Here is a 17,261-nt window from a genome sequence, read left to right on the forward strand (position 1 = left end):
GGAACTCCCTTCCGTGGCTCAGGAGATCAGGGCCCGGCCCCACCAGTCGTCCTTGTCCCGGACGCCCGGCGGGATCGCGAAGACCGCTGAACCCACGTGCTGGATGTACTCGTTGAGCGCGTCGGAGCGCGCCAGGGAGCGCTGTACGGGGATGAACGCGTCCCGTACGTCACGCTGGTAGGCCAGGAAGAACAGCCCCGCGTCGAGCCGGCCCAGACCGTCCGTGCCGTCCGTGAAGGAGTAGCCGCGCCGCAGCATCCGCACCCCGTGGTGGGAGTCCGGGTGTGCCAGCCGTACATGCGACGTGGGCAGCATCGCCCGCAGATCGGGCTTGTCGTGCTCGCGCGCCCTGCCGACCGCCGCGCCCTCGCCCTTGTCCCGGCCGAAGACGTCCTCCTGCTCCTGGAGCGACGTACGGTCCCAGGACTCGATGCGCATCGAGATCCGGCGGGCGACCAGATAGGAACCGCCCGCCATCCACGCCGGACCGGTCTTCTCCGGCACCCAGACATGCTCGGCCAGCGCGGCCCGGTCGGTGCCGTCGATATTGCTGGTGCCGTCCTTGAAGCCGAAGAGATTGCGCGGGGTCTGGGCGCCCGGAGTGGTCGACGACGTCTTGCCGAAGCCGAGCTGCGACCAGCGCACCGCGGCCTTCCCGAAGCCGATCCTGGCCAGATTGCGGATGGCGTGCACGGCGACCTGGGGATCGTCCGCGCACGCCTGGACACAGAGATCGCCGCCGCCGCGCGCCGGATCGAGATTGTCGCCGGGGAACTTCGGCAGCTCGACCAGCGCGGCCGGGCGCCGCTCCGCGAGACCGAACCGGTCGTCGGCGAAGAGCGAGGGGCCGAAGCCGATGGTCAGGGTGAGCCGGGACGGCTTGAGACCGAGCGCCTCACCCGTGTCGTCGGGCGGCGCCTCGGCCGGCCCGCCGTACGCGCCGTCGCCCACGGCGTGCCCCGCCGTCATCCGCTCGGCGGCCCGGGTCCAGTCCTTGAGCAGCCGGGCCAGCTCCGCGCGGTCCTCGGTCGTCACATCGAACGCGGCGAAGTGCAGCCGGTCCTGGACGGCGGTGGCGATACCGGCCTGGTGCGTACCGTGGAAGGGCACCGCCGCACCGGAGCCGGCCGCGGGAGCGGTGGAACCGCCGTCGCGGACGGCCGCCACGGTGCCACCGGCCGCGGCGGCCCCGAGCGCGAGCCCGGCACCGCCCCAGCCGAGCAGCGAACGGCGGGACGGCCGCTTCCCGGGCCTCCCGGTCTGCTCGCTCCGCTCGGTCGTCTCGTCTTCTTCGTTGTGTCCGGCTTCTTCGTTGTGCTCGGTGTCCGACATGCCGGAGTCCCTACTTGACGACGGCGGCGGCGAGCTTGGAGAGCGGCTCGGCCAGCGCGTTGACACCGTCCGACAGTTCCTTGCGCTGGGCCTTGCCGACCTTCTCGTAGGAGGTGAAGTCGTAGGAGTCCGGGGCGTCCCGGTACTTGTCGAGCAGTGCGCTCAGCGCGGCGAACTGCTTGTCCAGCTCCGTCACCAGCGCCGGGTCGTTCTTCGAGGCGACCGGCTTGAGCAGTTCGTACGACTGCTGCGCGCCCTCGACATTGGCCTTGAAGTCGACCAGGTCGGTGTGGCTGTAGCGCTCCTCCTCGCCGGTGACCTTGCCCGAGGCGACCTCGTCGAGCAGTTCCTTGGCGCCGTTCGCCATGGAGGTCGGGGTGATCTCCGCCTTGCCGACGCGCTTCTGCCAGTCGGTCAGGTCCTTGTCGAGCGTGTCGGCGAGCGCCGTGGCCTCAGGGCCGAGCTTCTTGTCCGCCCAGAGCGCCTTCTCCAGCCGGTGCCAGCCGGTCCACTCCTGGCCGGGCTCCAGACCGTCGGCGCGTACGTCGACCTTCGGGTCGATGTCACCGAAGGACTCGGCGACCGGCTCGGTGCGCTCCCAGCCGATCCGCGAGGGGGCGTACGCGGCCTTCGCGGCCTCCAGATCACCGGCGCGCACGGCGTCGGTGAAGGTCTTGACCTTCGGCAGCGTCTCATCGGCCTGCGCCTGGACGTACTTGCGGTAACCGGCGACCGCCGCGTCCATCTCCGGGCTGCGCTTGGCGACCGTACCGCCCGTGACGGTCACCTTCTGGCGGATGCCGTCGCCCTTCATCCCGGGCTTGCAGACGATCTCGTACGAACCGGCCTTCACCTCGGCGGTGACCTTCGCCTTGGTGCCGGGGCCGATGTTCTCGCGCTCGGTGACGATGCGGTCGTCCGGGAAGAGGACATAGACCTCGGTGACCTTGGAGCCCTTGTTCTCGACGGCCAGCTCCACATGGCCCGCGGGGAACTCGTTCCTGGAGATCTCGCAGGCGTCGTCCTTCGCGATGACCTGGACGGCGCCGTCGCCGCCGGCCTTGGCGTCGCTCTTCTCGGCGCAGCCCGTGACGGCGGTCAGGGCCGCCACCGCGGTGACTGCGGTGGCAACGGAGAGACGGACAGGTCGCATGCGGGGCTCCACGATGGCTGGGACGAGAGGGGGAGGACGGCTGGAGTGCGGGGTGCTGGAGTGCGGGGTGCTGGGGTACGAGGTGCTGAGTACGAGGGTGAGGCCGCCCTAACTTAACTGAGGCTTACCTTGGTCATGTCCATTCGTCCAGTGATCCAGGTCTCAATCCCCTGACGGGTCGCCCTCGGGAAACGGGGAGGTCACAGGGATCTTTTGGCCACCCCATGGGAGGGTCAAGTCCCGGTCATGAAAGCTGTTCCGGCCCGCTTCGGGACGACCAGCGGAACGCCCGTGCGCGGGTGCGGGAACACCTCGACGGGCTGCCGGTAGACATGGCTCAGCAATTCGTCGCCGAACACCTCGGCGGGCGGTCCCTCGGCCGCGACCTTTCCGTCGTGCAGTACGGCGGCCCGGTCCGCGTGGGCCGCCGCGAGCCCCAGATCGTGCAGCACGACCACGACGGCGTCACCGGCCGCCGCGCGCTCCCGGCAGATCCGCAGGACCAGTTCCTGGTGGCGCAGATCGAGTGCGGCGGTCGGCTCGTCGAGCAGCAGCAGCGGGGCGCGCTGGGCGAGGACGCGGGCGAGCGCGACACGGGCCCGTTCCCCGCCCGAGAGCGCGGCGAAGGGGCGCCCGGTGAAGGCGGTGACCTCGGTGGCCGCCATCGCCTCCGCGACGGCGGCCCCGTCCTCGTCCTCCGACGGCGTCCCGGCCCAGGGCGCCCGGCCCATCCGTACGACCTCCTCGACCGGGAAGGGGAAGGCGAGCGCGGCGGCCTGGAGCAGTACGGCGCGGCGTAGGGCGAGTTCGGGCGCGGACCACTCGTGCGCGGGGCGCCCGTCGATCCGTACCTCGCCCAGGCCGGGCCGCAGATCGGCGGCGAGCGCGGCGAGCAGGGTGGACTTCCCGGCCCCGTTGGGCCCCACGAGCGCGAGCACCTCACCGGCGCGCGCGACGAGCCCGACACCGGCCAGCACCTCGCGCCGCCCGAGCCGGACATGGAGCCCGCGCGCCTCGGCGAGGACCGCGCCGGCCGCGGCGGGCGAGGGCAGGGCGGGCCCGCGTGCGGCGAAGAGACGCCTGAGCTTCCTGCGGGGCCGGCTCATGCCCAGCCTCCCTGCCTGCGTCGTGTTCTGCGTAGCAGCCAACTGTGTTTGCCCGGGGGGCGACCCCCGGACCCCCGGCAGGGGGGTACGTCGTGGTGGGCGTGGATGTGTCGCGCGAGGGTGGCTCTCATGCCCAGCCTCCTTGCCTGCGCCGTGTTCTGCGTAGCAGCCAGAAGAAGAAGGGGCTGCCGAAGAGCGCGGTCAGGACGCCCAGGGGGAGTTCCGCCGGGGCGGCGACCGTACGGGCCGCGAGATCGCCCGCGACCAGGACCAGCGCGCCGCCGAGCGCGCTGCCCGGGACCAGGAAGCGGTGTCCGGGGCCGTTCGCCATACGCAGCAGATGCGGTACGAGCAGACCCACGAACGTGATGATCCCCGCCACCGCGACCGCCGCCGCCGTGAGCAGCGCCACGACCAGCACCAGCACGACACGGAGCCGCTCGACATCCACCCCGAGATGGCGGGCGGGCCGCTCGCCGAGCGCGAGAAGGTCCAGCTTCCGCGCGTAGAAGGGCGCCACGGCGAGACCGGCCAGCGCGCACGGCAGTACGGCGAGCACCTTCGGCCAGGTCGCCTGCGCCAGCGAACCGAGCTGCCAGAAGGTGATCTGGGTGATCTGCGCGTTGTCCGCGAAGAAGATGAAGAGCCCGATCAGCGCCCCGGCGAACGCGTTGACCGCGATACCGGTGAGGATCAGCGTGACCACCTCCGTACGGCCGCCCGAGCGGGACAGCGCGTACACCAGCAGTACGGTCGCCAGTCCGGAGACGAACGCGCAGACCGTCACCGTCCAGTTGCCGAAGAAGCTCAGCCCCAGCGCGATCGAGGCCACCGCGCCGACCGCCGCGCCCGACGAGATCCCGATGACCCCCGGTTCGGCGAGGGGATTGCCGAACACACCCTGCGTCAGCGCGCCCGCGCAGCCGAGCGAGGCGCCGACGAGCAGCGCGAGCACGACGCGGGGCAGCCGGACGTTCCACAGGACGCTCTCGCCCACGCGGTCGAGCGCGGCGCCGCCTAGCCCCGCCCGGTGCTGGACGGAGGAGAGGACATCGCCGAGGGGGATGTCGTACGCGCCGATCCCCGCGGAGAGCAGACAGAGCAGGACCAGCGCCGCGAGCAGCCCGGCGCTCAGCAGGGTGGTGGTGCTGCGGGGGAGCCGCTTCCCGCCGTCCCGCCCGCGCACGCCGTCCCGCCCGCGCGCGCTGTCCTCGTCGGGCACGGTGTCCCGCCCGCGCACGCCGTCCCCGCCGCGCGCGCTGTCCTCGTCGCGTTCGCCGGGAGGTCCGCTCCCGCCGTCCGGGGGCGACGGACGTCTGCGCGCGGCGGGTGTCGTCGTCACGTCACTTCCCGTTCGCGTAAAGCTGCTCGACGATCGACTTCAGCACCTCGTCGGTGCGCGGACCGTAGTTCAGCAGCACCCCGTCATCGACCGAGACCACCCTGCGGTCCATCCCGGCAGGCGTCTCCGCGACCCCCGGGATCTTCACCAGCCCGTCCGGCCCGCCGACGGATTCGAGCCCCTTGGTCATCACCAGGATCGCGTCGGGCGCGGCCTTCGCCAGTGCCTCGCTCGTGATCGCGGTGAAGTCCTTCCGCAGTCCCGACTCCTTGCCCGCGTCGACCGCGCCGGCCGCCTCCAGCAGGGAACTCGCCCCCGAGTCGGCGCCGCCGAGCAGATAGACGGAGGCCGAGCCACGCAGATAGAGGAACGCGACCCGCGGCTTCCGCCGGCCCTCGCGCGCCGGAATGTCCTTCTGTACGGCGGCGATCCGCGCGTCCGTACGTTCCTTCAGCCGGGCGCCGGCCGCCTCCACCCCCAGCGCGCCGGCCACCGCGTCGATCCGGGCGTCGACGTCGGCGAGGCTCTTCGCCGGTGCGACGACCACGAGCGGGATGCCCGCGTCCCGTATCTGGCCGATGGCCTCGGCGGGGCCGGTGGTGGTGTCGGCGATGACCAGGGTCGGCTTGAGCGACAGCACACCCTCGGCCGAGACATCGTGCGCCCGGGTCACCAGGGGCAGATCCGCGGCCTGTTCGAAGGTGGCGGTGATGTCGCGGGCCACCACCCGTTCCCCGAGGCCGAGCGTGAAGACGATCTCGCTCAGCGAACCGGTCAGCGGCACGATCCGGTCGGCCGAGGCGACCGTCACCTCATGGCCGTCCGCCGAGTCCACCGTGACCGGCAGCCGCGGCTTCGGTATGCCCGGGAGGGGTTCGACCCGGTCGGCCGTGGCCGTCGCGGCGCTCTGTCCGCCGCCGGACGTTCCCGTACCGCCGAGGCGCCCGTCACCTGCTCCGTCACCTCCTCCGCCACCGCCGCCACCGCAGCCGGTGACGGTCGCGGTCAGGGCGAGGGCGAGCGCGGGGAGGAGCGCACTCGCCAGGCGTGATCTGCGCACGGAGTGCACCGTCCTGTTCGTTCTGTTTGTCATGCCGTGACTTCGGGGTCTGTGATGTTTTGCCGTGGTTCCCATCGGCGGAAGGGTTCCCGTCCGTGTCGGTGTAGCTTAGGTTAGCCTTACCTCGCTTGCCAGACCCGGGGGTATCTGTATCCGGGTCCGTTCACCTGCCAGGTTCGTTCACTCGTTCGTCCGTTCACCTGTGGGAGTCACTCGATGCTGTCCTTCAGACCGGTGCGCGCTTTCGGCGTCGCGCTTCTTCTGGCGCTGCCGGTGACCCTGCTTCCGGCCGTCGGCGCACAGGCGGCGAGCCGTACGGTCCAGGGCGGCAGACTCGACTGGGGCATCAAGTCCTCGTTCCTGAGCTATGTCACCGGGCCGATCGCGCGCGGCGGCTGGGCGCTGACCGGGGGCGCGGCCACTGTGGGCAGCCGGTTCCGCTTCCACTCGGCCACCGGCTCGTACGACCCGGCCACCGGGGCGTTCCGGGCCGGCTTCTCCGGCGGGGTCCGGTTCACCGGCCATCAGAAGACCGACGGGACATATGAACTCGATCTCACGATCAGCCGGCCCACCGTGCGGATCTCGGGCGGCGGAGGCACGGTCTACGCCGATATGACCAGCAAGGCGAAGGGGTCCGGCAAGCTCACCAGGGCGGCTCAGGTCCCGCTCGCCTCGCTCGATCTCTCCGGGATCAGCATGGTGGGCGGCGGCAGCCCGGTCGCCCTCGACAACGTCCCGGCGACCCTCACCTCACAGGGCGCCACCGCCTTCGCGGGCTACTACACGGCGGGGACCCCCCTCGACCCGGTCAGTCTCTCCGTGGATGTCGCGGCCGGGAAGCCGGCCGGTCCGTCCACGGGCGGGCCCACGACCGCGCCGACGACCGGGCCGACGGAGAAGAAGCCGGAGAAGAAGCCCGAGGAGGGGCGGGCCTCGGGACGGTTCAGCACGGCGGCCGTCGACTGGGGCGTACGCCGTACGTACCGCGAGTACGTCACCGGCCCCATCGCGAAGGGCACATGGACCCTGAGCGACGGCGCCCAGGACGGCGGCGCGCTCTTCCGCTTCCCGCGCGGCACGGGCTCGTACGACGCGGGGAAGGGGACGCTCGACGCGGACTTCGCGGGCACCGTCCGCTTCACCGGCACCGGACTCGATCTCACCCTGACCGGGATCGCCGTCAGGGTGAAGGACGGCAAGGGCACGCTCCTCGCCGATGTCACCGACGCGGCCGAGGGCGGCCCGCCCCGGCAAGCGGTGCCCCTGGTCACCTTCGAGGCCGAGGACTTCACCCCGAAGAAGGGCCTCGCCTCGCTCACCGAGGTGCCCGCCACGCTGACGGCACCGGGCGCCGAGACCTTCGGCTCCCTCTACAAGGCGGGCACGGCGATGGATCCCGTCTCGCTGGCCGTCGCCGTCGACGGGAAGGCGCGCTTGCCCGCCCTGCCGGATCTGGGCAGCGGCGCCTCGGCGGCGGCGGAGCCGACGGCGCCGGACACCGCGGCCCCGGACCCCACCGGCCCCGCCGCCGAAGCCACGTCGTCCGCCGCGTCCTCGTCGTCCACCGGGGCCGGGACGTACACGGCGCTCGGCGCGGGAGCACTCGTCGTGGCGGGACTCGCGGTACTCGGCGTCGTCCTGGTCCGCAGGCGCGGAGGCGCCGCCACGTCCGACGAGCGCTGACCTCCCCCACACAACGCAACGCACCACACAACACAACGCAGCGCAGCGCAGCGCAGCGCACATCGCACAACGCAGAAGGCACCACGCGACGCACCACGCGTCACGCGCCACTCCACCGCACCACACCATCGAGGAGACCATCCACCATGGCAGCCATACGCCGCCCCAGAACACTCGCCGCCGCCATAGCGACGGCGGCAGCACTCGGCGCCTCCGCCTTCGCGATCCCGGCGCTCGCGGCGGGCGCCCCCGCCGCCGTGCCCTACGCCGCGCCCGCCGCCCCGGGCGCGGCCCCGAAGCTGGATCTGAAGGACGGCACCCTGGAATGGGGGCTGAAGGAGTCGTTCCGCAGATATGTGACGGGTATCGCGGGCGGCACCATCTCGGCCACCGACGGCGCCACCCAGGCCGCGGGCAACGGGCCCTTCACGTTCTCCGACGGGACGGGTACGTACGACCCCGCGACGCACAACGTGACCACGGACTTCGCCGGCGGCGTCCGGTTCTCCTCCACGGCCCACGGCTTCGACATCAAGATCGCCGACGTCAAGCTGGTCACGGAGGGCACGGCCGGGGCGATCGAGGCGGACGTCACCCTCAACGGCGCCGCACAGGACGACATCGAGCTCGCCTCGATCGATCTGGCGGGCATCCGCCCGGAGACCGCGAACGGCTCGATGGTCTTCAGGGACATCCCGGCCAAGCTGACCGCCGACGGCGCGAAGGCCTTCAACGGGATGTACGCGGAGGGCACGGAGCTGGACAAGGCGACGCTCGCCGTCGCGTACTCCACGGGCGGTACCCCGACCCCGCCCGTGAGCCCGCCCCCGTCCACCCCGGCCCCCACTCCCAGCACCACCCCGCCCACCGAGCCGCCCACCGGCGAGCCGACCCCGACGCCGACCCCGACCGGCCCGGCCTCCGAGACACCTCCGGCGGCCGAGGACGGCACGATCGTCGACGGCAATCTCGACTGGGGCGTCAAGGAGTCCTTCCGCTCGTACGTCACGGGCCCGATCGCCAAGGGCAAGGTCGAACTCGGCGACGGGGCCACGCGGTCCGGGGCGGCCTACCGCTTCCCCGAGGGCACCGGTTCCTTCGACGCCGACGGGCAGACGCTCTCCGCGTCCTTCGGCGGTACGGTCCGTTTCCTCGGGCACGAGGAGGCCGGGGAGTATGTCCTGGACCTCGAACTCAGCGGTCTGCGCGTCGAGGTGGCGGACGGCGAGGGCACGCTCGTCGCCGATGTGGCCACCAAGGACCGCGAGACGCACGAGGTCGCCGCCTACGAGGACCTGACCTTCGCCACGCTGGACCTCCCGGGCGGTGAACTGGCCGCCGAGGACGGTGTCGTGACCCTGAGCGCGGTTCCCGCGACCCTCACGGCCGACGGTACGAAGGCCTTCGGCGGGATGTACCCGGCGGGCACGGACCTCGACCGGCTGACGCTCGCCGTGTCACTGGACGACGACGCGAACCTGCCGGGCGGTACGGGTGGTACGGGCGGCAGCACGGGCGGTACGGGTGGCACCTCCGGTGGCACAGGCGGCTCGGGCACCGGCACCGGCTCCGGCACCGTCGGCGGCTCGGGAACGGTGGGCGGCGGTACGGTCGGCGGCTCCGGCTCCCTCGCCTCCACCGGCTCGGACATCCCGACGGGCGCGCTGCTCGGTACGGCGGGCGCGATCGCCGCGGCGGGCGCGGCGGCGGTCTTCGTGGCCAGGCGCCGCGGTACGGCGCTGGAGGAGGAGACCGCGTAGACCGCGTAACGGGATCAGGTCCGTACCGCCGAGGAGGGGAGCGGCACGGACCTGCTTCCGTCGCCGGACATCCTGGTCCACGGGCCCCGGACCGCGGTTCACGGCTCCGGACCTCGGTCCGCCCGCTCCGCCGGTGATGCTTGAATGCGCGGGTGACTGACATCGACGTACTCAGCGTCTTCTGCGGTGCCGACGGCCGACACGGCAATACGCTCGGCGTCGTCCGGGAAGGGCGGCACCACCCCGACCGGGCGGCGCGGCAGGCGCTCGCCGCGCGGCTCGGCTACAGCGAGACCGTGTTCGTCGACGATCCCGAGCGCGGTGTGGTCGACATCTACACCCCGGGCCTGCGCCTCCCGTTCGCCGGACATCCGCTCGTCGGCGCGGCCTGGCTGCTCGATCTGGAGACCGTGAACCCGCCCGCCGGTGAGGTGTGGGTACGTCAGGACGGCGAGTTCACCTGGATCACGGCCCGCCCCGAGTGGGCCCCGCCGCGCACGCTCCGCCAGTACGCCACCGCCGCCGAGGTCGACGCCCTGCCCGCACCGCCGCCCGGCGAGGGCTGGCTCTACGCCTGGGCCTGGGAGGACGAGGCGGCGGGCCGTGTCAGGGCCCGCGCCTTCCCCCGCCGGGACGACGGCATCCCGGAGGACGAGGCGACCGGCGCGGCGGCCCTGCTGCTCACGGCCCAACTGGGCCGCGCCCTGAACATCACCCAGGGCCGCGGCTCCCAGCTGATCACGGCCCCGGGCCCCGACGGCACGATCGAGATCGGCGGCCGGGTAAGGCTCCTGACGGCCCACTGACCCGGGGCCCACCGAGAGCCGGGGACCGCCGGGACCCGGGGCCCACCGAGGCCGTCCACCGGGGCGCGCCCGCTCAGCGGCTCCGGATCCACCAGATGATCCCCGCCAGGACCGCGGCTCCGGCCGCCGAGGCCAGTCCGCGTACCGCGCTGAACATGGCAGCCCGTCCGAGCTTCCTCATCGTGTCGCGCTTGCTCTTCGCCATGGGAACCCCCAGGTCTTCCGCGCGGCCCGGCGCCGGGGCACTGGTCGAAGAATCCAGCGATGGCTGACCACCCGTCAGGAAGTGCGGGCACAGCGGGCGCATCAGCCTCTGGCTGCCCGAGGATCCGACGAAGGCGCGGGTTCCCCGAGACCCGGACAAGGTCTGGGCGCTGGTGCGCCTGTGGTGCGACTGGGCCGGGGAGAGGGAGCCGGACGAGAAGTACTGGCAGATCCTGGTCGACCGGGCGCAGCCCGCCCGGAACACCGGGTCAACCGCCGCCCAGGGGACTGCCGTTGGACCAGACGGACCGGACGGACGGGACGGGCGGACCACGGAGTCCGACGACCTGTGGGCCCGGCTGGTCGAGACCTCCGCGGTCTGGGGCTACGCGTCCGAGGACTTCGACCCCGGGTCCCGCGTACCGCGCCCGAGCCGGGGCGCTATGCGCCCGGGAGTCCTACGCGCTCAGCGGGAAGTGCGTCCCCAGCTCGCGGAAGACCGCGCCGTTGAAGTCGAACGCGCGCTTGCACTCGTCGACGATCCGCTGCTTCTCCAGATCGTCCGCCGCCACCCGGTCCAGCAGCTCGCGGTAACCCCGCTTGAACGCCGCCGGGTTGGGGATCTCCTCGAAGACGTAGAACCGGACGCCGTCGCCCTTGCGGGAGAAGCCCCAGGTCTTCTCCGCCTTGTCGCGGATGATCTGGCCCCCGGAGAGATCGCCGAGATAGCGGGTGTAGTGGTGGGCCACATATCCGCCGGGCCAGACGCGCGCGCACTCCTCGATCCGCGCGGCATACGCGGCGGTGGCGGGCAGCGGTTCGAGGCCCTCGCGCCACCGGGGGCCGCGCAGATGCGCGAGATCGCGCTCCAGCTCGGGCGTACGGGCCAGCTCCGGCCGGATGAAGGGCCCGGCGACCGGGTCCGATCTCAGCGCGTCCACGGCGTCCTCCAGCGCCCGGTACACGAACCAGAGCTGCTCCGTGTAGCGCGTATAGGCGTCCACACCGAGCCGGCCGCCCAGCAGATCGCTCATGAAGGTCGAGGTCTCCGCCTCGGTGTGCTGTTCGTGCGAGGCGACACGGATGAGTGTGGAGAAGGGCGTGGCGCTGGCGATTGCGTCCAAGACGGACCTCCGGAGACCAAAGGGGACGGGAACGGGCGAATGCGCTCGTGGCGGCACGCACTGCCGCCAGAAGCGATACTCTTACTTAGGCTTACCTAAGTCAACTGGTTCCCGACGTCCTGTCGGTAAAAACGCTACCCCGCCTCAGCGGTACGGCAACCTCACGGAAGAGTGAGGATCTCCGCTCCCGTGTCCGTCACCACCAGCGTGTGTTCGAACTGCGCCGTCCGCTTCCTGTCCTTGGTGACCACGGTCCAGCCGTCGTCCCACATGTCGTGCTCGTAGGTGCCGAGCGTCAGCATCGGCTCGATGGTGAAGGTCATGCCCGGCCGCATGACGGTGGTGGCGTGCGGACTGTCGTAGTGCGGGACGATCAGCCCGGAGTGGAAGGACGAGCTGATCCCGTGGCCGGTGAAGTCCTTGACGACGCCGTAGCCGAACCGCTTGGCGTACGACTCGATCACCCGCCCGATCACATTGATCTGCCGTCCCGGCCGTACGGCCTTGATGGCGCGGTTCAGCGACTCACGGGTCCGCTCCACCAGCAGCCTCGACTCCTCGTCGACATCGCCGCAGAGATAGGTGGCGTTGTTGTCGCCGTGGACGCCGTTGATGTACGCCGTGACGTCCAGATTCACGATGTCCCCGTCACGGAGCACCGTGGAGTCGGGGATCCCGTGGCAGATCACCTCATTGACCGAGGTGCAGAGCGACTTGGGGAAGCCCCGGTAGCCGAGCGTGGACGGATAGGCCCCGTGGTCGCACATGAACTCGTGTGCGACCCGGTCCAGCTCGTCCGTGGTGACACCGGGCGAGATGTGCTTGGCGGCTTCCTCCATCGCCTGCGCGGCGATCCGCCCCGCGATCCGCATCAGCTCGACCGTCTCGTCGGTCTGCGCCTCGGGCCCGGTGTACGGGGCGGGCGCGGGCTTTCCCACGTACTCGGGGCGCCGGATCTTTCCGGGTACGGAACGGAGGGGGGAGATCTCCCCGGGGATGAGCAGTGACTGGCCAGACATGCCAGCGAGTCTAACCAGCGTGTCCGGGGCACCATGGCGTTCAGAGGAAGGAGCCGACGATGGCCCTGTTCAAGAAGCGTACGGTCGGCAAACCCGGCGAGTGGTACTACTGCCTGCGCCATCAGAAGGTCGAGGAGGGCCCGGAGTGCCGCGCGGCGGACCGCTTCGGCCCGTACGCGACCCCGGAGGAGGCGGCGCACGCGATGGACACCGCGCGGGAGCGGAATCTGGAGTGGGAGACCGACCCGAAGTGGCACGACAAGCCGGACAGCCCGGCGGAGGACTGACGGCGGAGAACCGCCCCGGCGGCCTGGCGGTCCGGCCACCCAGTGCCCCGGCCGCCTGGCGGTCCGGCGGCCCGGTGGTCCGGCAGTCCGGTGGCCCGGCGCCCGTCCGCCGGGTGACCGCCCGGCCGCCCGGTCGGGGCATCGGCGCCCTTACTGGTCCGGGCGGCCGGTGCGGTTGGTCCGGGTGCCTGGTCCGAGGTGCCTGGTCTCGCCAGTTCGGCCGGTCGGTCCGGCGCCGGTCCGGGGCCCAGGGTCCGGGGCCCGCGCGTCACGGCGTCGCGGCCGGTGTCACTTCCCGTGGCTCTTCCCGCGGCGCTTCCCCCGTGGACTCCTTCGCCGCGCGGCGGCGTCGCGCGTCCTCGTCCGTGGCCGCGTCGTACGTCACCAGCTTCGGCAGGACGGCCGCCAGCAGACCCACCGAGGCCACACACGCCAGACCGCCGCCCCAGATCGCGGGACGCGTGCCCGTCCAGCCCGCCATCGCGCCCGCGCGCACCTGGCCCAGTTGGGGGCCCACGCTGTACGAGAGCACCTCGATCCCCGCGAGCCGGCCGCGCAGTTCCTCCGGGATGGTCTGGTTCCAGATGGTCGAACGGCCCAGCCCGCTGAGCATGTCGCCCGCGCCCGCGAACGCCAGGCACACCAGCACCAGCCAGATGTTCGCGAACCACCCCGCCGCCGTGATCGCCAGCCCCCACCCCGCCGCGCCGAACACCACGAAGAGCCCGTGCCGCCGTACCCGTGAGGTCCAGCCGCTGGTCAGGGCGAGCACCGCCGAACCGACCGACCCCGCCGCGTACATCAGTCCCAGCGCCCACTCCGCGTCCAGCTCGTCCGCGAGGAACGGGAAGATCGTGTTCGGGAAGGCGAAGAACATCGCGGCGAGATCGATCGCGTACGTCCCCAGGAGCACCGGTCTGCTCCACGCGTACCGCGCGCCCTCCGCTATGCCCCGCAGGGACGGCTTCTCCGCGTCATGTGCGGCGGGCGCCGCCGACAGCCGCGTACAGAGCAGTACGGAGGCGGCGAACGTCAGGATCGTGAGTCCGTACGCCGTCGCGTGACCCGCGTACGCGACGACCACACCCGCCAGCGACGGCCCCGCGATCGAGCCGGCCTGCCAGCGCACGGCGTTGAGCGCCGCGGCGGCGGTGAGCTGGTCGTGCGGCACGATCCTGGCCATCAGCGAGTCCAGCGCCGGACGCTGGAGCCCGGCCAGCGCGGACACCCCGCCGGCGACGACGTACAGGGGCCAGAGCATCGGCTCCGGCAGCAGCGCGTTCATCAGCAGAACAGCGGCCAGCAGTCCGAGCCCCGCCTCGGTGAGCAGGATGACCTTGCGCCGGTCGACGGCGTCGGCGAGGGCGCCCCCGTACAGCCCGAAGACGATCAGCGGGACCAGCTCGACCAGACCCATGGCGCCGACGGCGAGGGGCGATCCGGTCAGATCCTTGATCTGGAGCGGCAGCGCGATCATCGCCATGAAGCTGCCGACCGTCGTCACCAGCCCCTGCACCCAGAGCAGCCGGAAATCGCGGGAGGAGCGCAGAGGGGAGAGATCCGGCAGGATCGCCGCGATGGCACCGGGCTTCTTGGTCACGAGCGGTCATGGTGCGTGCTGGTGGGCGGGGGTTGCAACCGGATTTCACCAAGGTGTGACAGCGCTCACCACCGCGCCGGCGGCGGCGCCGTCAACTGGTCCGCCAGCCAGGACAGCCGGTCCCGGAACCGGCGCCGGCCGCGCGCCGTCGGCAGGCTGTTCTCCCCGGCCGCCGCGCTCACCAGATGCTGCACCGTGTCGAGATCCACACCCTGCGCCGCGTCCGGTCCGCCCACCGTCAGCGCGTCGTGCGCCAGCCCCCGCACCTCCGCGTCCCCGCCGTCCAGCGACAGCACCGTCGCCCCGGCCCGCCGCGCGTCGTGCACCCGCTCCAGCAGTGCGTCGTCCGGGCGGCGCGGTGCCACGACGAGCAGTGTCTGCCCCCGGCCCGCCGCTTCGAGCCGCCCCAGCCCGACGGCGAGATGCGCGGGATCCTCCGGCCGTACCCGGTGCCGTACCAGCGTGGGATTCAGCTCCGGCTGGCCGGACCACGCCGCCTCGTCCACGAGATGCGCCGCGAGATGCCACGGCTCGTACTCCTCGGTCCCCACCAGCAGCAGCCCACCGCCCTGGGGTACGACGGAGGAGCGCAGGGCCCCCGCGAACCGGCGGGCCGCGGCCGGCCACTCCGTGCCCGCGAGGACCTCACGCAGCAGTGCCACGCGTACGGCGTCCATGGACCGCATCCTGCCGCAGTCCGGCGGGCGGCGCGGCCGATAGCCGGCGGCTCACCCGAACGTGCGCTTCTACCGCCCAGTAGGGTCGGCGTCATGACTTCAACGGACAGCGGCAACACCACCGCCCCCAAGCCCTCCGCCCCCGCGCCCGCGCCCGCCAAGGACCCCTGGGACCTTCCGGACGTCGCCGGGCTCGTCGTCGGAGTGCTCGGCGGCACCGGGGACCAGGGGCGCGGCCTCGCCTACCGGCTCGCGCGGGCCGGACAGAAGGTGATCATCGGATCCCGGGTGGCCGAGCGCGCGGAGACGGCGGCGGCCGGACTCGTCGCCATCGGTGCCGAGGGGGTCGAGGGAGCCGACAACGCCGAGTGCGCGCGGCGCAGCGATGTGGTGATCGTCGCCGTGCCGTGGGACGGGCACGCGAAGACGCTGGAGGCCCTCAAGGACGAGCTGGCGGGCAAGCTCGTCGTGGACTGCGTCAATCCGCTCGGTTTCGACAAGAAGGGCGCGTACGCCCTCACCCCCGAGGAGGGCAGCGCGGCCGAGCAGGCCGCCGCCCTGCTGCCGGATTCCCGGGTGACCGCGGCGTTCCACCATCTCTCCGCCGTGCTGCTCCAGGACCCGGACGTCGAGCGGATCGACACCGATGTGATGGTGCTGGGCGAGGCGCGCGCGGACACGGACATCGTGCAGGCGCTGGCGGGCCGTATCCCGGGTATGCGCGGGGTCTTCGCGGGCCGGCTGCGCAACGCCCACCAGGTGGAGTCCCTGGTGGCCAATCTGATCTCGGTCAACCGCCGTTACAAGGCGCACGCCGGGCTGCGTGTGACGGACGTCTGACGCTCGCCGACCGGTCGGCCGACGGACGCTCACCGGCCGGCCACCGGCCGGCCACCGGATGTCCGGCCGGACGTCCGGCGCTCCTGGGCATGGGGGACACTGGGGAGCGCGTACCGCGGCACCCCGAGAAGCCACGCGAAAACCCCTCAAGCCTCGGGAAAGCCCGGAAGCCCCGGAAGCCCCGGAAAAGTCCCAGGACAGGAGCCGACCCCCATGCCCCGCCTCGCTCTCTACGCCCTCGCCGTCTGCGTCCTGGCCGTCGTCGCGGCGGTGGTCTCGTTCGTCCAGGGGAACTGGCTCGGCATCGTCTGGGTGCTGCTCGCCGGACTCTCGTCCAACATGGGCTGGTACTACCTGCGCAGGGCGAGGTTCGAGCGGGCGGCGGCCACCGCGGCCCCGACGCCGGCCGCGGAGGCCCCCCGGGGTGTCACGGGCTGACCGGGCCGCAGACGAACTCGTTCCGGGACTCCCAGAAGGTGAAGAGGTTCCGGCCGCAGTACGTGTCCAGCTCGGTCACCCCGAGGCCGCGCAGGACCGCGTCGATCGCGTCGAAGAAGACCGCGTTCACGCTGGGGATCAGGATGATCACGAAGACGGCGAGCAGCCCGAACTGGGCGTACGGCTCGATCTGGCGGCGGATCCGGTACGACAGCCAGGGCTCTATCACGCCGTAGCCGTCCAGCCCCGGCACCGGCAGGGAGTTCAGGATCGCCGCGGTGACCTGGAGCAGTGCGAGGAAGCCGAGCGCGTAGCGGAAGCCGGCCGGCACTCCGGAGAGGGCGCCGAGCCAGAACGGGGCGGTGCAGACGATCGCGAACAGCACGTTCGTGAGCGGGCCCGCCGCGGAGATCAGACTGTGCTTCCAGCGGCCCTGGATACGGTTCCGCTCGATGAAGACCGCGCCGCCCGGCAGACCGATGCCGCCCATGATCACGAAGATCACCGGCAGGACGATGCTCAGCATGCCGTGGGTGTATTTGAGGGGGTTGAGCGTCAAATACCCTTTCGCGCCGATGGAGATGTCCCCGCCGTGGAGCGCGGTGCGGGCGTGCGCGTACTCGTGCATACAGAGCGAGACGACCCAGGCGCCCGTGACGAACAGGAAGACGGCGATCCGGACGTCCGCCGCGAAGTCCGTCCAGACGGCCCAGCCCGCGACGGCCGTGACGGCGGCGATGCCCAGGAACACCGGGGAGATGCGCCGGTCGCTGGGGCGTGAGGTGGCGGTGGTCATGGGCGGGGCTCCCCGGGAGGGTGGTGACGGC

The 17,261-nt window shown here is 72.1% G+C and carries 17 protein-coding genes; 6 read left to right on the forward strand and 11 right to left on the reverse strand.

From position 1 onward, the window contains the following. Positions 1–18: 18 nt before the first annotated feature. The 5 genes from efeB to OG214_RS27725 form a co-directional block, all read right to left on the reverse strand. On the reverse strand, positions 19–1,332 hold the full coding sequence (gene efeB / locus OG214_RS27705) for an iron uptake transporter deferrochelatase/peroxidase subunit (protein WP_405986276.1): 1,314 nt from the start codon (positions 1,330–1,332) through the stop codon (positions 19–21). A gap of 10 nt (positions 1,333–1,342) precedes the next feature. Beyond that, complete coding sequence (gene efeO / locus OG214_RS27710) at positions 1,343–2,485, reverse strand: iron uptake system protein EfeO (protein ID WP_405986277.1); 1,143 nt, start codon at positions 2,483–2,485, stop codon at positions 1,343–1,345. Positions 2,486–2,718: 233 nt separating this feature from the next. Then, positions 2,719–3,591 carry a heme ABC transporter ATP-binding protein gene (locus OG214_RS27715; protein WP_405986278.1) on the reverse strand — a complete coding sequence of 291 codons (873 nt, stop codon included), beginning with the start codon at positions 3,589–3,591 and terminating at the stop codon, positions 2,719–2,721. Between the two features lie 127 nt (positions 3,592–3,718). Beyond that, positions 3,719–4,777 (reverse strand): FecCD family ABC transporter permease, encoded by a 1,059-nt coding sequence (locus tag OG214_RS27720; RefSeq protein WP_405987636.1) that lies wholly within the window; start codon positions 4,775–4,777, stop codon positions 3,719–3,721. A gap of 157 nt (positions 4,778–4,934) precedes the next feature. Continuing rightward, on the reverse strand, positions 4,935–6,026 hold the full coding sequence (locus OG214_RS27725) for a hemin ABC transporter substrate-binding protein (RefSeq protein ID WP_405986279.1): 1,092 nt from the start codon (positions 6,024–6,026) through the stop codon (positions 4,935–4,937). A gap of 183 nt (positions 6,027–6,209) precedes the next feature. Between OG214_RS27725 and OG214_RS27730 the strand changes: the two genes are divergently transcribed. The 3 genes from OG214_RS27730 (at position 6,210) to OG214_RS27740 (ending at position 10,245) form a co-directional block, all read left to right on the forward strand. Continuing rightward, positions 6,210–7,679 carry an HtaA domain-containing protein gene (locus OG214_RS27730; protein WP_405986280.1) on the forward strand — a complete coding sequence of 490 codons (1,470 nt, stop codon included), beginning with the start codon at positions 6,210–6,212 and terminating at the stop codon, positions 7,677–7,679. Between the two features lie 146 nt (positions 7,680–7,825). Continuing rightward, positions 7,826–9,439 carry an HtaA domain-containing protein gene (locus tag OG214_RS27735; protein ID WP_405986281.1) on the forward strand — a complete coding sequence of 538 codons (1,614 nt, stop codon included), beginning with the start codon at positions 7,826–7,828 and terminating at the stop codon, positions 9,437–9,439. Positions 9,440–9,591: 152 nt separating this feature from the next. After that, complete coding sequence (locus OG214_RS27740) at positions 9,592–10,245, forward strand: PhzF family phenazine biosynthesis protein (protein ID WP_405986282.1); 654 nt, start codon at positions 9,592–9,594, stop codon at positions 10,243–10,245. A 73-nt stretch (positions 10,246–10,318) separates the two neighbouring features. Here OG214_RS27740 and OG214_RS27745 read toward each other — a convergent pair whose 3' ends face one another. The 3 genes from OG214_RS27745 to map form a co-directional block, all read right to left on the reverse strand. Continuing rightward, entirely contained in the window at positions 10,319–10,450 is a 132-nt protein-coding gene (locus tag OG214_RS27745; protein ID WP_405986283.1) for a hypothetical protein, read from the reverse strand. Between the two features lie 457 nt (positions 10,451–10,907). Beyond that, the gene (locus OG214_RS27750) at positions 10,908–11,573 is read right to left on the reverse strand and encodes a heme oxygenase (biliverdin-producing) (RefSeq protein WP_405986284.1); all 666 of its coding nucleotides are present in this window, start codon (positions 11,571–11,573) and stop codon (positions 10,908–10,910) included. Between the two features lie 161 nt (positions 11,574–11,734). Further along, positions 11,735–12,592, reverse strand: a complete 858-nt coding sequence (gene map / locus OG214_RS27755) for a type I methionyl aminopeptidase (protein WP_363080816.1) — start codon at positions 12,590–12,592, stop codon at positions 11,735–11,737. A gap of 59 nt (positions 12,593–12,651) precedes the next feature. On the opposite strand from map, the gene OG214_RS27760 reads away from it, so the two are divergent. After that, positions 12,652–12,879 carry a hypothetical protein gene (locus OG214_RS27760; protein WP_363080815.1) on the forward strand — a complete coding sequence of 76 codons (228 nt, stop codon included), beginning with the start codon at positions 12,652–12,654 and terminating at the stop codon, positions 12,877–12,879. A 268-nt stretch (positions 12,880–13,147) separates the two neighbouring features. On the opposite strand, the gene OG214_RS27765 is transcribed toward OG214_RS27760, so the two are convergent. Both OG214_RS27765 and OG214_RS27770 read right to left on the reverse strand, forming a co-directional pair. Then, entirely contained in the window at positions 13,148–14,479 is a 1,332-nt protein-coding gene (locus tag OG214_RS27765) for an MFS transporter (protein ID WP_363080814.1), read from the reverse strand. A gap of 65 nt (positions 14,480–14,544) precedes the next feature. After that, a complete protein-coding gene (locus OG214_RS27770; protein WP_405986285.1) occupies positions 14,545–15,156 on the reverse strand; it encodes a hypothetical protein in 612 nt (203 codons plus the stop codon). 93 nt (positions 15,157–15,249) lie between these two features. Here OG214_RS27770 and npdG point away from each other — a divergent pair, with 93 nt between their 5' ends. Continuing rightward, a complete protein-coding gene (gene npdG / locus OG214_RS27775; RefSeq protein ID WP_363080812.1) occupies positions 15,250–15,996 on the forward strand; it encodes an NADPH-dependent F420 reductase in 747 nt (248 codons plus the stop codon). 213 nt (positions 15,997–16,209) lie between these two features. Then, entirely contained in the window at positions 16,210–16,434 is a 225-nt protein-coding gene (locus OG214_RS27780; RefSeq protein ID WP_405986286.1) for a hypothetical protein, read from the forward strand. Here OG214_RS27780 and OG214_RS27785 read toward each other — a convergent pair. Continuing rightward, positions 16,424–17,230 carry a site-2 protease family protein gene (locus OG214_RS27785; protein ID WP_363083233.1) on the reverse strand — a complete coding sequence of 269 codons (807 nt, stop codon included), beginning with the start codon at positions 17,228–17,230 and terminating at the stop codon, positions 16,424–16,426. The genes OG214_RS27780 and OG214_RS27785 overlap by 11 nt on opposite strands. Between the last annotated feature and the right edge of the window lie 31 nt (positions 17,231–17,261).

The sequence above is a fragment of the Streptomyces sp. NBC_00872 genome, assembly GCF_045161915.1.
Taxonomy (GTDB): Bacteria; Actinomycetota; Actinomycetes; order Streptomycetales; family Streptomycetaceae; genus Streptomyces.

What these genes read in the sequence shown, in the direction of transcription:
- OG214_RS27785 (WP_363083233.1), bottom strand. Translation starts at nt 17,230, where the DNA reads ATGACCACCGCCACCTCACGCCCCAGCGACCGGCGCATCTCCCCGGTG.
- OG214_RS27745 (WP_405986283.1), bottom strand. Translation starts at nt 10,450, where the DNA reads ATGGCGAAGAGCAAGCGCGACACGATGAGGAAGCTCGGACGGGCTGCC.
- OG214_RS27735 (WP_405986281.1), top strand. Translation starts at nt 7,826, where the DNA reads ATGGCAGCCATACGCCGCCCCAGAACACTCGCCGCCGCCATAGCGACG.
- map (WP_363080816.1), bottom strand. Translation starts at nt 12,592, where the DNA reads ATGTCTGGCCAGTCACTGCTCATCCCCGGGGAGATCTCCCCCCTCCGT.
- npdG (WP_363080812.1), top strand. Translation starts at nt 15,250, where the DNA reads ATGACTTCAACGGACAGCGGCAACACCACCGCCCCCAAGCCCTCCGCC.
- OG214_RS27760 (WP_363080815.1), top strand. Translation starts at nt 12,652, where the DNA reads ATGGCCCTGTTCAAGAAGCGTACGGTCGGCAAACCCGGCGAGTGGTAC.
- OG214_RS27730 (WP_405986280.1), top strand. Translation starts at nt 6,210, where the DNA reads ATGCTGTCCTTCAGACCGGTGCGCGCTTTCGGCGTCGCGCTTCTTCTG.
- OG214_RS27725 (WP_405986279.1), bottom strand. Translation starts at nt 6,026, where the DNA reads ATGACAAACAGAACGAACAGGACGGTGCACTCCGTGCGCAGATCACGC.
- OG214_RS27780 (WP_405986286.1), top strand. Translation starts at nt 16,210, where the DNA reads ATGCCCCGCCTCGCTCTCTACGCCCTCGCCGTCTGCGTCCTGGCCGTC.
- efeO (WP_405986277.1), bottom strand. Translation starts at nt 2,485, where the DNA reads ATGCGACCTGTCCGTCTCTCCGTTGCCACCGCAGTCACCGCGGTGGCG.
- OG214_RS27770 (WP_405986285.1), bottom strand. Translation starts at nt 15,156, where the DNA reads ATGGACGCCGTACGCGTGGCACTGCTGCGTGAGGTCCTCGCGGGCACG.
- efeB (WP_405986276.1), bottom strand. Translation starts at nt 1,332, where the DNA reads ATGTCGGACACCGAGCACAACGAAGAAGCCGGACACAACGAAGAAGAC.
- OG214_RS27715 (WP_405986278.1), bottom strand. Translation starts at nt 3,591, where the DNA reads ATGAGCCGGCCCCGCAGGAAGCTCAGGCGTCTCTTCGCCGCACGCGGG.